This is a genomic window from Marinobacter sp. AN1 (assembly GCF_026013985.1).
Classification (GTDB): domain Bacteria; phylum Pseudomonadota; class Gammaproteobacteria; order Pseudomonadales; family Oleiphilaceae; genus Marinobacter; species Marinobacter segnicrescens.
The window spans coordinates 4,143,357-4,157,601 of record NZ_CP110342.1; the positions used below are offsets into that span (position 1 = coordinate 4,143,357).

The window sequence follows — 14,245 nt, forward strand, 5'->3', positions numbered from 1 at the left end:
GGGGCAGTGCCGACAGGTGTCCGCCCTCAATGCGTACACCCCGGTCGCTGATCATTAATGGCAGCTCACCTTTCAGGGTGCCCTCGCCGGCAAGGCCCTCAGTGGGATAAAGGTTCATCAAACGGGATAACTGCAGTCCCTGCACCGTGACAGGCACCCTGATCGGCACTCTGTCCAGCTGCCAAGTGTGCGGTGCAACACTCAGGGTACCGCCTGCAAACCCGGCCTGGGCACTCTCCAGCACCAGCTCGCCAGCCATGGGCTGCGCAAGGGCAGCCCCATAGGTACCAGCCAGCCTGACAGGGCCTATGGGCATGCCCGGGTTCAGCTCAGCGAGCCCAAGATCCGATGTGCCGATGGTTAACCGATCATTCGCCAGGCTCGCCTGAACCTGCCCCGAAAGTGTCTGCCAGCCCATCTCCTCATACAGGCCCGAGGCCCCGGCGAACGTCAGGGTGGCATCCGCCGTGAGTGGACTTTCGGGGTGCCAGGTCAGCTCACCGACAAGTCGCGCCTCGCCTTCCTCAATGATCAGTGACCCGGGCCAGGCCCTCAACGTTTCAGCCAGTTGGTTGGCCTGGTTGCCTGCATCCAGTGTCATGGTGCCAGTGCCCTGCACGCCCTGGGCGGGATGGTATCGAACCCGCAGTGGCAGTCTTGCCCCGACATCATTGACCAGCGTGCCGTCAACGGTCAGCGCGCCGGCCCACATCAGGTCTGCCGCCAGCTGCCAGCCCTGGGTAACAAGGGCGTTGTGCCGAACCTCACCGATGCTGAGCTGAACCAGGCCTTCCACCTGCAGATCACCATTGCGATGCACCAATACCAGCCCTGCTCCTGACAGGGCCAGCTTATCCAGCCACATCAGCTCGGCGGCGGATAACGGGTCCAGGTGTCGCACCTGAACGACAGCCCCGGGCCCGAGCGTGACACGGCTACTGTCAGGCGACAGCTGCCCACTGAGGGGCATATCGAGCCGCACATCATCCAGCACCCAGCCTGCCTGTTGCCACTGCTCCAGTGCCGCAGTGAGCCGGCCCCCTGAAACATCCAGGCGCCAGTTGTCCCCGGTGTGCAGCACCAGGTCGCCCTCGAACCCCGGTACAGCCCCGCCTTCAGTGGTCAGTGTTACCGCCACAGGCCAGTCTCCCTCCGCCGCAGAGCCTGCCAACGGGGTGAACCGCAGTGTCGCCGAGTGAGGAAGCAGCGGGTGCCACTGTGCGCTAACCAGCGGCGACAGCCAGGGAAAAAGGCCACCGATAGCCAGGTCACCGCCAGGCACGGTGTCGGTACCCGTGCCCAGCTGAACGTCTCCCGCTATCGTCAGGGTCTGGTCACCCCGCGCCAGGGTGGCATCCACCTGGGCCGTGGCGGAGTCGTCGTTCCGGTCAAAAAGAAGCGCGCCACTGAACCGGCACTGACCGCCCTGACAGGGGAAGTTCGCCTCAAGGTTATTCACCGACAAATGGCGGGGTAGCCAGAACGGTACAGAGTCCGGCAGCGTCAGCCGCAATGCTTCAGCACCCGGGGCAGGGTTTGATGCTTCCGGGCCTGCCGCTGTCAACTGCTGGATTCGGGCAGAGCGGGCCACCAGCCGGTCCAGCTGCCAGTCAGCCCAGTCCATGGTGATGGCCGGCCCGAGGGTCTCGAGAACCACCGAACTTCCCTTCCCGGTCCAGGTCAAGCTGACCGCATCAAAGGCCAGGCGGTTCCAGCCCATCTCCACACCGGACACCTCGAGCTGCTCTACGCCCAGGGCCTCCAACTGCATTCTGGCCAGCCACCAGGTGCCTGCCAAGAGCACAACCAGCAGCAACAGGCCCCAGAGCAATACCTTCAGGCATCGACGGATGAGCAACACGGCCTCCCTGCAAAAATTCATGGAATGACAAAAGCATAGCGTCAGCGGCAGATTCTGGAAAATGCTTTATGATGGGTGCTGAAGGCCAACCCTTAACGGATCAAGGAGACCCGATGGAAATTCAGCGGAACAACAACACCCACAGCGTGGTTATGGGCTACCTGCTCTGGATCTTCGGATTCCTGGGTGCCCACCGTTTCTACTATGGCAAACCCGTCACCGGCACCATCTGGTTTTTTACCCTGGGGCTGCTGTTTATCGGCTGGATCATTGACCTGGTCCTGATACCCGGCATGGATCGGGAGGCCGACCTGCGTTACCAGCAGGGACCGGTCAGCTACAACATCAGCTGGATCCTGCTGACCTTCCTCGGTGTGTTCGGCATCCACCGGATGTACATGGGCAAGTGGATTACCGGGATTATCTATCTGTTTACCGGCGGGTTGTTCTTTATCGGGGTGTTGTACGATTTCTGGACCCTTAATGAACAGATTACCCTGACGAACAGCGAACGTCTGTAAACCGGGTTTTTGCCAGTTCCCGGTTTGCGCCCGCAAACCGGGGATTCATTAAATATTCGCAATCGCAACAATCCAGTCCAGCCAGCCCGCCGTAAACCACCACAGCATCGATGCAAACACTACTGAACACACCACACATGGGCTCCGATAACCGGTTGCCCCAGGAGGAGTCAGATATGAATCTGCCCAAGTTCGCGATTGCATTGGTTGCCTCTTTTGGACTGATGGCGTCAGCCCAGGCTGACCATCATGGCGACATGAAAGACAAGCCGACCATCACCGACATCGTGGTGAACTCTGAAAACCACACCACACTGGAAACCGCCGTGGTTGAAGCTGGCTTGGCTGAAACCCTTGCCGGCAAGGGTCCCTTTACCGTCTTTGCACCCACCGACGACGCCTTTGCCGCACTGCCCGAAGGCACCGTCGAGTCACTGCTGAAGCCAGAGAACCTGGAGCAGCTGCAGGGCATTCTCACCAACCACGTCGTGGAAGGTAAGGTCTCTTCCCAGAAGCTGCTGGGCCTGATCGAGACCGGTGAGACCATGTACACCATCGAAACCATGAACGGTGACGTCATTGCCCGCACCGAATCTGGCGCTGTGACCCTGGAAGACGCCCAGGGCAACAAAGCCACGGTTACTGCCACTGACATTGAAGCCAGCAACGGCGTGGTACACGTGATCGACGGTGTGCTGCTGCCCTGATCGGTAAGGTTGGAAGTGGTTGCCGAACTGCCTACTGAATGTTCGGCTTGCCCCGGCTCCCCCAGGACGCCGGGGCTTTTTTATGGCTGGCTCAACCGCGTATGGATCCCGCCTATTTCTGCGCTTCCACCCGGAAACCATAACGGGGAAAATGCACGTGCACATGCCCGGCACGGTCGTCCTCACGGCTGATCACGACTTCTTCCGCGTCCTGGTAGACCAGTGTGCCAGCGACGGGATCCACGCCGTAATCCACGGCAGCAACGGTAACGGACTGTCCCAGGGCAAGGCCATTGGGATCGACAAAGCTGGCTTCTCGCAGAGGTGCCGGATCTGCCTCGCGGGCTATGCGAATGGCTTCTTCAGACGCCAGCTCTGAGCGCTCGCCATGACCACAGGCAGCCACCGCATCCAGCCAGCCACGCACTTGCGGATAGGGTTCCAGCGCGGGTGCGGAAGCCTTGTTGCTGGCCACAAACCATAGCGGGTGATACCAGGCAAAGTCGGCAATGCACGGCTCTTCACCCAGCAGGAAGGTGCCGCTGTCCTTCAGTTGCTGTTCCAGGCGACCCAGCAGGGTCGGCCACTGGGCCAAGGCCTGGGAAGGATGCAGGCGGGAGGCGTTGCCGCCTTCAAACAGTTTCTTACGGTCCGCCAGGAAGGCATTCATCACCGATTCCGGCATCCCCTTGAAGCGCTCGGCGACGGCATGGGGCTGGAAATTCAGGGCAACGCCGTGCTGGAACATCACCTGGTCGGCAAAGTGGGCAGAGCTGGCGGCAATTGCCTCCTTGCCTTCCGGATAGAGGGCTGGCATGGGCTGGATGCGGTCCAGCTGGCGAGCCATCATGGCGGTATCGCAATAGATGTCGGCACCAATCTGCATCACCGGAGTTCTACGGTAGCCTCCGGTAAGGGCCGTCAGGTCCGGTTTGGGCATAACCGGGGGTATATCCACCGAATGCCACGCCAGGCCCTTGAAGCCCAACATGATTCGGGCTTTCTCGGCAAACGGGGAGGCGGGGTAATGGTGCAGGATGATGTCGTTCATGGCGGCTCCTGGATTGTTATGGCTATATGGTTGCTTAACGCAACCAGCTTAGCCGGACACAGGGCGAACCGCCAGTGCGACCTCCGGATGCTAACCCTGGCAGGGACAGTTCAGCTCCATTTGCGAACCGGCGGTTGATAGTTCTGCAACGCCCGCAGCATGGCTGCCGGGTTATCCTCAACCACCAGCATGCGTTGATGTTCCGATCTGAGAAACCCGCTGCCTGCCATGTTCTCGATAAAGGCCAGCAGATGGTCGTAGTATCCGAAGACGTTGTACAGGGCACACGGCTTGTCATGGTAACCCAGCTGCGCCCAGGTCCAGGCCTCGAAAAGCTCATCCATGGTGCCCGGGCCGCCGGGGAGGGCCACAAAGGCGTCGGCCCGGTCCGCCATCAGTGCCTTGCGCTCATGCATGCCCCCGACGACCTTCAGTTCGGTCAGACCCTGGTGAGCCAGTTCCCGGTCCCTCAGGGACTCCGGTATTACGCCAAACACCTGGCGACCACCAGCCAGCACGGCATCTGCCACCTCACCCATCAGCCCGACGTTGCCGCCGCCAAACACCAGATCCACACCCTGGCTGGCCAGGTACTCACCAAACTCCCGGGCACATTGGGCGAACTTCGGGTCGTTGCCATGGCTGGAACCACAGAATACGGCGACTTTCATGGGTATGGATACTCCGGCTGATGGTGAATGGTACGCCCGGGGTCAGAACCTCACAGGCACGGGGCCATTATCAGCCCCGGTACCACCAGGAGCAACGATGCCACCGCAGAACAGGCCGACACCATGGCGGATGTCCGGGGCATAAACCCGGTCTCTGAAGGCGTTCGCCAGGCAGACCATGCCGAGATGAGCAATAACAGAGTCACCAGCAACCCTGCAACGGCCAGCAGCAGATTGATGGCGGCCGGATGGTCACCGCCGTTCACCAGCCAGCCCTGGAGGCAGGACAGCGACAACATCGCATAGAGCATCACAAACCAGAGTGACCATACCACCGGCCCCAGCAGCAGGCTGGCCGGATGTCGCCAGAACCGCGACCGGATCATGCGCCACCTCCAAAGGCCGCCGGCAGTGCCAGGAACACCACGATGCTGATCCAGTAAACCACCACTGTGTAACCCCATAGCGGATGCAGCACCCGCAACTCGTAGGGCAGGGCCTGACTGGTGTAACCCTGTCTCACCCGCAATGCCTGTAGCCCGGTCAGCAGCGTTGTGAGACCGCTATGGAAGATCAGATAGGCCAGAACGACCGCCAGGATCGAGTCATGGGCCGAGTCCCCGGGCCCGAGCCCGGCTTCAATGGCCGTCAGAACCAGCGCCACGCAGTGCGCCAGCCCCACCACGGTAACCAGCAACAAGCCACCCACGGATACAGCACCCTGCACCTGTCTCCACCACAGCCCCAGTGCACCCGCGAGCACCAGCCCACTGCCAAGCAGCCCCCAGACACTCAGGGGGGACTGCTCCGGCATCTGCCAGTCTGGTGCCACCGGCCACAAATAGAGCCATCCGAACAGTAACGAAGCGAACAGGGTTCCGTCGGCCATCAGGGTTACGATCATTCCCCAGCGCCCGGGGCCATCGGTGGTCCGGGAGTGCAGGGGCAGGTCACCAGTCCGGTCTCGGGGGGCTATTCGCGGGTGCAGGCCGTTCACCCAGCTCCATCTCAGGCAGGCCACAAGTGCCAGTACCGCGAACAGAATAGCCAGAAGATAGGTCTTCAATAGCAACGACAGGCACAACCCGGCCAGCACTGCAGCCGTAATCAACGGTTCCCAGGAGTTCGTCGGCAGGTGCATGACCTCCCGCGCCTCGCCGGTAACGGCGTCACTGCCGATGGTATCCCGTCGTCCGTCCTCGATCTGGCTTAGCCCGTGCTCGCCAGCGGGAATGCTCCGCATCAGTTCCGGCTGATCCCAAAGCGGATGGCGGGAGCGGATCTCGGGGATGCTGGCAAAGTTATAGGCGTTAACCGGCATCGGGATGGCCCACTCGAGGGTGTCCGCCTGCCAGGGATTCGGGCTGGCCTTGCGGCCGAAGCGGAAGTGCAGAACGATATCCAGGATCACCGTCGCGACTCCGATGGCCATGACAAACCCGCCCACCGACGACAACAGGTTGAGCCAGTCCCACCCCAGACCTGCCTCGTAGGTGTAGACCCGTCTTGGCATCCCGAGCAAACCGGTCAGGTGCATCAGCAGGAAGGTCATGTTGAAGCCGATAAAGAACAGCCAGAACCCCCACCGCCCCATGCTGTCAGACGGCATGCGACCGGATACGTGGGGCAGCCAGTAATACAGCCCGGCCACCAGGGGGAACAGCATGCCCCCCACCAGTACATAGTGCATGTGCGCCACCACGAAGTGGGTGTCGTGGACCTGCCAGTTGAAGGGCACCAGGGCTAGCATGACGCCGGTGAGGCCGCCGCATACGAATACAATCAGAAACCCCATGATCCACAACATGGGCAGATGAAACCGCACCTTGCCGGCCCACAGGGTCGCCAGCCATACGAAGATCTGGATTGCGGTGGGAATCGCGACCAGCATGCTGGCCACAGAGAAAAACGCCTGCGCCATCTGCGGGATACCCACGGTGAACATGTGGTGTACCCACAACCCGAAACTGACGAATCCCATCATGATGATGGCCAGGACCACCCAGCGGTACCCAATGATGGGCCGGCCCGCGAACACCGGGATAAGGGTGGACACGATTCCCGCCGCCGGCAGGAAGATGATGTACACCTCCGGGTGACCGAACAGCCAGAACAGATGCTGCCACAACAAGGGATCGCCGCCGCCCTCTACCGCGAAGAACACCCAGCCGGCGGCCCGTTCCAGCTCCAGCAACACACTGCCAAGAATCAGCGGCGGGAAGCCGAAAATGATCATCAGGGCCATGGCAGGATATACCAGGAAAATAGCGGCATTCGCTGCAGGCTCATGCCTGGCGCCCGGGACCGGAGAATCGATACTGCCAGCTCAACCCCGGCGGAAATCGCGGAGATCTCCACGAAGGTAATCCCCAACAGCCAGAAGTCAGAGCCCATGCCCGGGGAAAACTCGCGGCTGCTCAGCGGGGTATACATAAACCACCCCGAATCCGGCGCAATCTGCAGGAACAGACTGGAGAGAATGATCAGACCGCCGAAAAGGTAACAGAAGTAACCCAGCGCACTCAGCCGCGGAAACACCAGGTCCCGGGCGCCGATCATCTTGGGGATCAGGTACATGGCTGCCCCTTCCAGTACCGGAATGGCGAACAGGAACATCATCACCGTGCCGTGCATGGTGAACAGCTGGTTGTACAGGTCGGCACCGATAATCTCCTGTTCGGGCAGCGCCAGCTGGGTCCGGATCAACATGGCCAGCAGGCCGCCCACCAGGAAAAAGATCAGTCCGGTGATCAGGAAGCGAAGACCAACGGTGGTGTGGTTGACGGCGGACAACGTGCCCCAGCCGGGCAGGTTGCCCCACACCCGCTCAAACCGGTCGTTGCGTGCCTGCTGTTCCGCTGAAGGCGCCTGGCTCATTCCCTGACCTCCTGTTGCCAGCGCTGGAATGCCGTCTGGTCATGTACTTGCACCCGGAACTTCATATGCGCGTGCCCGGTCCCGCAAAACTCGGCGCATTGCCCCCGGTAGGTGCCGGGTTGGTCTGCCTGCAGTCGCAAGACATTGGTGTGCCCGGGGATCATGTCCAGCTTGCCCCCAAGCCTGGGCACCCAGAAGGAATGGACTACATCGTCGCTGGTCAGGTGGAGGTCCACCGGGGTGTTTGCAGGTATGTGAACCTCGTCCGTCAGACGGATTCCGCTATCCGGATAGTTCACCTGCCACTGCCATTGGCGGGCCGTCACGTTGATTCTCAGGGGCTCACCATCACTCACCGGCAGCGGCAGCATGCGCTGACCCAGGGGAATACCGAAGCCCAGGATCAGTACGATGGTGGTCATGGGCAATACCAGCCCGCCACCGATAATCCACCACCTGGCGGCTCGCCTGGCTCCGGATTCCGTCTTCGCCGGGGCACGGCGCACGGCAATGAACCATACGGCAAATACCAACAGCATGATGGTGCCCAGCAAGCCCAGCATTGCCCACCACAACCAGGCAGCAGACCGGGCACTCTCGCCAGCCGGGTCCAACGCTGAGAGTGACCCGCCGCAGCCGCCCAGCAGAAGTGTAGTGGTAATCGCCACCAGCTTTGCTAACGTTGGATAAAGTCTGTTCCTGTCACGGAAGGAGTCTGCAGCCCCATGGATGTCGCCCCGATTCGCAGCCGCATGGCGCTGTTCGGCCACCCCATCCACCCCATGCTGATCCACTTCCCCGTTGCCGCCCTGTTGGGACTGATCGGAACGGATATCGGCTACGCCCTGACTGGTGACAGTTTCTGGGCCCGGGCCGGCACCTGGCTCGCCGCGATTGGCATGTTGGGGGGATGGTTTTCCGGGCTGATAGGCGTCCTGGACCTGGTTCTGGTGAGAGAAATACGCCGCCTGGTGATCGCCTGGTGTCACGGCATCATGGCGGTGATGCTGCTGTCGCTTGCGACCCTGAACTGGCTGCTTCGACTGGGGGACGTGGAAGCGCTGATCATTCCCTGGGGGCTCTACGTGAGCCTGCTCAGCGGGGTGATGATCAGCATCACCAGTTTTCTCGGCGGCCAGTTGGTGTATGACCATGCCGTCGGGGTGGCAGCGGAAAAAAGCATCAACCGGGCCCGACGCAACGAGAAAATCCGGAACATCGAGGAAGACAGGCTGGTGGACTGACCGGCTCATAGCCATTGCTCCACTGGCGGCTTCGCGAGCACCAGCCAGAGTATGACCAACACCACCGCAGCAATGCCCGCCATCAACAGCCCGCTCCACAGGGTTACCGGCGCATCGGGCCTGGTTTCCGCCCGCACGATCAGCACACCGGTCAGGGTGTGCAGAACCACCAGCAAACACACCACCGTCAGCTTCGCGATCAGCCAGGGTTCAAAATTGAGATCAATAGTGAACACCACGGTCCCTGCAAAGATCGCCACCAACGCTGCCGGTGTGGCCAGCCGGGTAAATAACAGGCGGGAGAGGGAATCATAGGGGTGCGGGCGCTCTTCCAGGGAATGGCTGCTACCCATGTGGCTGGCCACCAGCGCCGGCAGATAGACAAGGCACCCGACCCAGACCAGTAGCGCCGAAATGTGCAACACCAGAAATCCCTTCAAGATCGGACAACCTCCCTCTTGCCACCCATGCGGCATGGCCTATCAAGCTGCCTTTAGTCTAGACGCAGGGAGGGATGAAGATGACCAGATTAGGAATCGGTAATGCCTGGCCTGTCAGTCTGAAGCAACGGCAGCCGCCAGCTCGCCCAGGGTGCGGACAGCCTCTTCGATCCGGGGTGTCCAGGGGTTGGCCGCGTTGAGGCGAAGGCAGTTTTCGTACTTACCTGTGGTGGAAAACATGATGCCGGGCGCCACGTTGATACCCCGCTCCCTGGCCAGCCGATAGACCTGGGTACCGGAGCAATTTGCCGGCAACTGCACCCACAGCACGAAGCCGCCGCTTGGTCGGCTGACCGCCGTACCTGCAGGGAAGTACCGGGCGACCGCGGACCGCAGTCTTTCCACCGACTCCCTGTAGGTGCGCCGGGCACCACGAAGGTAGCGGTCATAACCGCCCTGCTCCAGGAAATGGGCGACGGCAATCTGCGGCAGGGTGGCCGTGGCCAGGTTCGTGAAGTACTTCTGCTGGCGTACCGCCGGGAAGTGGCGCCCCGGCGCGATCCACCCCAGTCGCAATCCCGGGGAGATCGTCTTGGAGAAGGAACTGCAATAGATCACATTGCCGGACCGGTCAAAACTCTTCGCCGGCCGTGGACGCTCACCCGAGTGGGCGAGATCGCCGTAGATATCATCCTCGATCAGCGGGACGCCTGCATCCTCCAGCAACGACACCAGCCGTTGCTTGTGCTCGTCCGACAACCGCATGCCCATGGGGTTACTGTGATTGGTGACGGCCACGCAGGCGCGGATGGGCCACTGATCCATGGCCAGCTGCAATCCCTCCAGGCTGAGACCTTCTGCGGGATGGGCCGGAATCTCGATCACCTTCAGGCCCACCACCTCAAGCGCCTGCAGGATACCGGGGAACGAGGGCGATTCCACGGCGACAATGTCGCCGGGACTCGTCACCGCCCGCAGGGCCATGATGATGGCTTCCTGCGCCCCATTGGTGGCCAGGATCTCATCCGGCGAAACGGCAACGCCCAGCGCGGCCATGCGTTGGGCAATCTGTCGGCGAAAGGCGCTCTTGCCTGGAAAGGCATAGTCCAGGGATTCCAGGCCGCGACGGGCGGCCCAGATTGACGCTTGCTGAATCTGTCGGATCGGCAGGTAATCGGGATGGGGCACCGCCGTTGCCAGCGGGACCATCCGCTTCTCTTCGTCAGAGCAGAGGTCCATGGCCATGTCCCGCAGGGTCACCGGCACGGGGCGGACATCCTGGGCGGACATGGCCGGCTCGGGTGCATCGACCGGAGGACGCCGCACGAAGTAGCCACTGCGCTCACGGGGCTCCAGCAAACCCCGCCCTTCCAGCGTCTGGTGAGCCTGCAGGACAGTGGCCACACTGACCCCCAGCTGCCGGCTGAGCACACGCACCCCTGGCAGGCGCTCGCCGTCCCGGAACACGCCGTCGCGAATCAGGGATTCCACCTGGTCCGCCACATGGTGATAGAGAGTTTCCATACCGTCCATCCTTCCACAGGTCATGGCCAACGACACAGCACAGTTGAGTGCCAGAACGACCGGTACAGTTCCGGCGTCCTAACACGCTGTACCGGTTCAAAAGCAGGATAGCTGAATCTGTTATGGATCGCACCGGAGGGAGACACTGGAAACCTCAGCCACCGGAAAAGGAGCGCCCCCATGACACTCACGAGAAACGCCTGCAAACTGCACGGGACAGCCTCTCGCCAAGACCTTCTGCGGGTAGGAGGTGATGCTGAAATCGCGTCCTCCGAGCCGGAAACTGCCTTGCGCAACATGGGTTACCGGGTGGAACGACGGCGCCTCCACCACTGGGTTCTGACCACCGGGGAGCCGCTGCCGGAGTTGCATTTCTACAGCAAGGCCGAGCTCAGCCGGTTCGTCACGGGCCGGGCTGCGCAGTATCTCACTCACACCGACAGGAGCCTGCACCATGCGAACGCTACCCATCTACCAGGTCGATGCCTTTGCCAGTGACGTCTTCCGGGGCAACCCGGCGGCGGTCATGCCCCTGGAGAACTGGTTGCCGGATGGGGTTCTGCAGGCGCTGGCGGCCGAGAACAACCTGTCGGAGACGGCCTTCCTTGTACCGGAAGGCGAGGACTCAGCCGCCGACTTCCATATTCGCTGGTTTGCCCCGGGTGCCGAGGTGCCGCTATGCGGCCACGCCACCCTGGCCAGCGCCTGGGTACTCTTCAACCGACTGGGCTGGGAAGGTGACCGGATCCGGTTCCGTTCCCTTCGCGGCGAGCTGGGCGTAACCAGACGATCGGACGGATCACTGGAGCTGGACTTCCCCGCACTCTCCATCGAACCAGTGGCGATACCCGAGCTGTTACGCAAGGCCCTGCCGGAAACCCGGGACCTGGTGTTCGAAGTGCCCCATGACACCAACTACCTGGTGGTTCTGGATAGCGCGGAAGCGGTCCTCCAGGCCAGCCCGGACCTGGGCCTGTTGCGGGCGCTGGGCAACCAGGGCGTTATCATCACCGCCCCGGGTGATGACTGCGACTTTGTCAGCCGCTACTTCGCCCCGGGCATCGGCATCGATGAAGACCCGGTGACCGGCTCCATTCACAGTGCCCTCACACCCTACTGGTCAGAGCGGCTGGACAGGAATCCGCTGCTCGCCCGCCAGCTCTCCGCCCGCGGCGGTGAGTTACGCTGCGAACACCGGGGTGACCGGGTTGGCATTGCCGGGAAGGCTGCGTTCTATATGGCAGGCGAGGTGGAAATACCCTGATCCATGTTCAGGGCAGGATGACCAGGTGGTTGGGAAGTTCATTCCGCTCGTGGGTAGCCGGAACCTGCTCCCTGAGATGCTCGCCGCAGGCCTGGATGCAATCGAGGAAACCCTGACAGGTGTCGCCCTGGCGCACCTGGCGGGTGAAGACCTGGACGATATCTTCCCAGACCGCGTTGTCGACCCGCGCGGAAATACCCTGGTCAACCAGGATCTCGACATAACGCTCCGCTTCCGATACGAAGATCAGCATACCGGTGCTGCCTTTCGTATGGTGCAGGTTCTGTTCCAGGAATTGCCGTCGGGCAAGGTTCCCGGCCCGCCAGTATCGAACATGGCGGGGAATCAGCCTGGTATTGATCCTGGGTATGCCGAACAAGGCACCGAGTACAAGGAAAACGCCCCACTGGACCAACAGCAGTAAATCGGCGTCAAACCACTCGGTAAAATAGTTAACCAGACCGGGCAGCAGTAAAGCCAGGATGGCGGCCCAGAGCAGGGGAATATAGGCGTAACTGTCTGCCTGGCGGGCCAGCACGGTAACCAGCTCGGCATCCGTTTCCCGTTCAACGGCATTGATGGCCGCAGCCACCCGATCCTGTTCAGTCGAGGTTAATAGCGTCATGGAGTGATCTTGCTCTCAGGTAAATTGTCCATTTATCCGGCTACCATCCTCCGGACGCGCCACCGCCGCCGAAACCGCCGCCCCCACCACTGAAGCCGCCGCCTCCAAAGCCACCACCACGGCCGCCCATACCGGCACCCAGCAAGGCACCCGCCGCCAGGGCACCCCTGCCGCGACCGCCACGGCCGCCGCCCCCGACCAGCGAAATAAACGACACGATAATGATGAAAAAGAAGATCACTGCAAGCAGGTTGGGTTTGTCCCCGGGTGCTGCCTCTCCCCCGGGCACAGCCACCGACTCGCCGCCCAGTGCCTGGATCATGGCTTCGGTACCGTCGGTTATGCCCCGGGCAAATTCGCCCTGGCGGAAGGCTGGTGTGATGACCTGGTTGATAATGGCGGAGGACGTGGCGTCGGTAAGCCGCCCCTCGAGCCCGTAACCCACCTCGATACGGATTGCCCGTTCTTCCTCGGCGACAATCAACAGTGCGCCGTTATCTTCGCCTTTCTGACCAATGCCCCAGTGGCGCCCGAGCTGATAACCGAATTCCTCAATCGGGTAACCCTGAAGATCAGGCAGGGTGACAACGACCACCTGGTTGGTGGTGGCTTCTTCATGGGCCGCCAGCATTTCGGTGAGTGCCGACGCCTCATCCTGTGAAAGCATTCCGGCGCCATCCACCACGCGGCCTGTGAGCTCGGGAAACTCCGGGGTCGCCTGGCCCCAGGCCGGACTTTGCAGCAGGCACAGGGTGATCAGCAGGATCAGGGCGCGAAGCACAACCATCAGAACTCAACCTGCGGCGCCTGATCTGCGTTCTCGGTGGTAGCCTCGAAGTTTTCCCGCAATTCCATATCGCCGTACAGGAGGCTGTGCCAGATACGACCGGGGAAGGTGCGGAGCTCCGTGTTGTAGCGTTCGACCGCCTGGATAAAGTCCCGCCGGGCAACGGCGATCCGATTCTCGGTGCCTTCAAGCTGGGATTGCAATGCAAGGAAATTCTGGTTGGATCTCAGTTCGGGATAGCGCTCTGAAACCGCCATCAAACGGCTCAGGGCGCTGGTCAGCTGGCCCTGGGCCTGCTCGAACTGCTGCAACTTCTGAGGGTCGTTGAGAATACTTTCGTCCACGTGGATGGACGTCGCCCGGGAGCGGGCCTCGACGACCTCCGTCAGGGTCTCCTGTTCCTGGGCAGCGAAACCCTTCACAGTTTCCACCAGGTTCGGCACCAGGTCCGCCCGGCGCTGATACTGGTTTTCAACCTGGGACCAGGCTGCCTTCACCTGCTCGTCGTAGGTGGGAATATTGTTGATACCGCAACCGGTCAGGAGTGACACCAGGGCCACCACCAGGCTCAGTTGAAGGAACGCCCACTGTCCGGACCGCCCTGAAGTATAGGTCATGTTTATTACTTCCTTTTGATCGCGCGAGCGCCCCGATTTCAGCCAGGCGCTTTTCC

Annotated in this window: 14 protein-coding genes and 2 pseudogenes; 5 read left to right on the plus strand and 11 right to left on the minus strand. The window is 61.6% G+C overall.

What is annotated here, in order from left to right:
* Positions 1 to 52: 52 nt before the first annotated feature.
* Positions 53 to 1,882: pseudogene (locus LJ360_RS19130) on the minus strand (YdbH domain-containing protein); the annotation flags it as partial.
* Positions 1,883 to 1,974: 92 nt separating this feature from the next.
* Here LJ360_RS19130 and LJ360_RS19135 point away from each other — a divergent pair.
* Together LJ360_RS19135 and LJ360_RS19140 are read left to right on the plus strand one after the other, a co-directional pair.
* Positions 1,975 to 2,382, plus strand: a complete 408-nt coding sequence (locus LJ360_RS19135; protein ID WP_264994780.1) for an NINE protein — start codon at positions 1,975 to 1,977, stop codon at positions 2,380 to 2,382.
* Positions 2,383 to 2,558: 176 nt separating this feature from the next.
* Positions 2,559 to 3,089 carry a fasciclin domain-containing protein gene (locus tag LJ360_RS19140; protein ID WP_091853861.1) on the plus strand — a complete coding sequence of 177 codons (531 nt, stop codon included), beginning with the start codon at positions 2,559 to 2,561 and terminating at the stop codon, positions 3,087 to 3,089.
* A 112-nt stretch (positions 3,090 to 3,201) separates the two neighbouring features.
* Here LJ360_RS19140 and LJ360_RS19145 read toward each other — a convergent pair whose 3' ends face one another.
* From LJ360_RS19145 to coxB, 5 genes and pseudogenes are all read right to left on the minus strand, one after another.
* Positions 3,202 to 4,140: a glutathione S-transferase family protein gene (locus LJ360_RS19145; protein ID WP_264994781.1), complete on the minus strand. Its 939-nt coding sequence runs from the start codon at positions 4,138 to 4,140 to the stop codon at positions 3,202 to 3,204.
* 110 nt (positions 4,141 to 4,250) lie between these two features.
* The gene (locus tag LJ360_RS19150; RefSeq protein WP_091854737.1) at positions 4,251 to 4,811 is read right to left on the minus strand and encodes a TIGR00730 family Rossman fold protein; all 561 of its coding nucleotides are present in this window, start codon (positions 4,809 to 4,811) and stop codon (positions 4,251 to 4,253) included.
* Between the two features lie 50 nt (positions 4,812 to 4,861).
* Positions 4,862 to 5,197: a hypothetical protein gene (locus LJ360_RS19155; protein WP_264994782.1), complete on the minus strand. Its 336-nt coding sequence runs from the start codon at positions 5,195 to 5,197 to the stop codon at positions 4,862 to 4,864.
* Positions 5,194 to 7,688: pseudogene (ctaD, locus tag LJ360_RS19160) on the minus strand (cytochrome c oxidase subunit I). Before ctaD ends, LJ360_RS19155 begins: the two are co-directional and overlap by 4 nt.
* On the minus strand, positions 7,685 to 8,356 hold the full coding sequence (coxB, locus tag LJ360_RS19165; RefSeq protein ID WP_264994783.1) for a cytochrome c oxidase subunit II: 672 nt from the start codon (positions 8,354 to 8,356) through the stop codon (positions 7,685 to 7,687). Before coxB ends, ctaD begins: the two are co-directional and overlap by 4 nt.
* 57 nt (positions 8,357 to 8,413) lie before the next feature.
* On the opposite strand from coxB, the gene LJ360_RS19170 reads away from it, so the two are divergent.
* Positions 8,414 to 8,932: a DUF2231 domain-containing protein gene (locus LJ360_RS19170; protein ID WP_264994784.1), complete on the plus strand. Its 519-nt coding sequence runs from the start codon at positions 8,414 to 8,416 to the stop codon at positions 8,930 to 8,932.
* Positions 8,933 to 8,937: 5 nt separating this feature from the next.
* Here LJ360_RS19170 and LJ360_RS19175 read toward each other — a convergent pair whose 3' ends face one another.
* Together LJ360_RS19175 and LJ360_RS19180 are read right to left on the minus strand one after the other, a co-directional pair.
* Positions 8,938 to 9,357 (minus strand): CopD family protein, encoded by a 420-nt coding sequence (locus LJ360_RS19175; RefSeq protein ID WP_264994785.1) that lies wholly within the window; start codon positions 9,355 to 9,357, stop codon positions 8,938 to 8,940.
* 129 nt (positions 9,358 to 9,486) lie between these two features.
* Positions 9,487 to 10,896 carry a PLP-dependent aminotransferase family protein gene (locus LJ360_RS19180; RefSeq protein ID WP_264994786.1) on the minus strand — a complete coding sequence of 470 codons (1,410 nt, stop codon included), beginning with the start codon at positions 10,894 to 10,896 and terminating at the stop codon, positions 9,487 to 9,489.
* A 180-nt stretch (positions 10,897 to 11,076) separates the two neighbouring features.
* On the opposite strand from LJ360_RS19180, the gene LJ360_RS19185 reads away from it, so the two are divergent.
* Both LJ360_RS19185 and LJ360_RS19190 read left to right on the plus strand, forming a co-directional pair.
* A complete protein-coding gene (locus LJ360_RS19185; protein WP_264994787.1) occupies positions 11,077 to 11,394 on the plus strand; it encodes a hypothetical protein in 318 nt (105 codons plus the stop codon).
* Positions 11,351 to 12,160, plus strand: coding sequence for a PhzF family phenazine biosynthesis protein (locus LJ360_RS19190; protein ID WP_264994788.1), 810 nt, complete (start codon positions 11,351 to 11,353; stop codon positions 12,158 to 12,160). Before LJ360_RS19185 ends, LJ360_RS19190 begins: the two co-directional genes overlap by 44 nt.
* Positions 12,161 to 12,167: 7 nt before the next feature.
* Here LJ360_RS19190 and LJ360_RS19195 read toward each other — a convergent pair whose 3' ends face one another.
* From LJ360_RS19195 to LJ360_RS19205, 3 genes are read right to left on the minus strand one after another with little or no spacing between them, the layout of a single operon-like run.
* On the minus strand, positions 12,168 to 12,785 hold the full coding sequence (locus LJ360_RS19195) for a TPM domain-containing protein (RefSeq protein ID WP_264994789.1): 618 nt from the start codon (positions 12,783 to 12,785) through the stop codon (positions 12,168 to 12,170).
* Positions 12,786 to 12,825: 40 nt separating this feature from the next.
* A complete protein-coding gene (locus tag LJ360_RS19200) occupies positions 12,826 to 13,572 on the minus strand; it encodes a TPM domain-containing protein (RefSeq protein WP_264994790.1) in 747 nt (248 codons plus the stop codon).
* Positions 13,572 to 14,189, minus strand: coding sequence for a LemA family protein (locus LJ360_RS19205; protein WP_264994791.1), 618 nt, complete (start codon positions 14,187 to 14,189; stop codon positions 13,572 to 13,574). Before LJ360_RS19205 ends, LJ360_RS19200 begins: the two co-directional genes overlap by 1 nt.
* Positions 14,190 to 14,245: the final 56 nt, after the last annotated feature.

Excerpts from the sequence above, each read along its gene's own strand:
- LJ360_RS19135 (WP_264994780.1), top strand. The coding sequence starts at position 1,975 with ATGGAAATTCAGCGGAACAACAACACCCACAGCGTGGTTATGGGCTAC.
- LJ360_RS19185 (WP_264994787.1), top strand. The coding sequence starts at position 11,077 with ATGACACTCACGAGAAACGCCTGCAAACTGCACGGGACAGCCTCTCGC.
- LJ360_RS19150 (WP_091854737.1), bottom strand. The coding sequence starts at position 4,811 with ATGAAAGTCGCCGTATTCTGTGGTTCCAGCCATGGCAACGACCCGAAG.
- LJ360_RS19205 (WP_264994791.1), bottom strand. The coding sequence starts at position 14,189 with ATGACCTATACTTCAGGGCGGTCCGGACAGTGGGCGTTCCTTCAACTG.
- LJ360_RS19155 (WP_264994782.1), bottom strand. The coding sequence starts at position 5,197 with ATGATCCGGTCGCGGTTCTGGCGACATCCGGCCAGCCTGCTGCTGGGG.
- LJ360_RS19200 (WP_264994790.1), bottom strand. The coding sequence starts at position 13,572 with ATGGTTGTGCTTCGCGCCCTGATCCTGCTGATCACCCTGTGCCTGCTG.
- LJ360_RS19180 (WP_264994786.1), bottom strand. The coding sequence starts at position 10,896 with ATGGAAACTCTCTATCACCATGTGGCGGACCAGGTGGAATCCCTGATT.
- LJ360_RS19170 (WP_264994784.1), top strand. The coding sequence starts at position 8,414 with ATGGATGTCGCCCCGATTCGCAGCCGCATGGCGCTGTTCGGCCACCCC.
- LJ360_RS19140 (WP_091853861.1), top strand. The coding sequence starts at position 2,559 with ATGAATCTGCCCAAGTTCGCGATTGCATTGGTTGCCTCTTTTGGACTG.
- LJ360_RS19145 (WP_264994781.1), bottom strand. The coding sequence starts at position 4,140 with ATGAACGACATCATCCTGCACCATTACCCCGCCTCCCCGTTTGCCGAG.
- LJ360_RS19190 (WP_264994788.1), top strand. The coding sequence starts at position 11,351 with ATGCGAACGCTACCCATCTACCAGGTCGATGCCTTTGCCAGTGACGTC.
- LJ360_RS19195 (WP_264994789.1), bottom strand. The coding sequence starts at position 12,785 with ATGACGCTATTAACCTCGACTGAACAGGATCGGGTGGCTGCGGCCATC.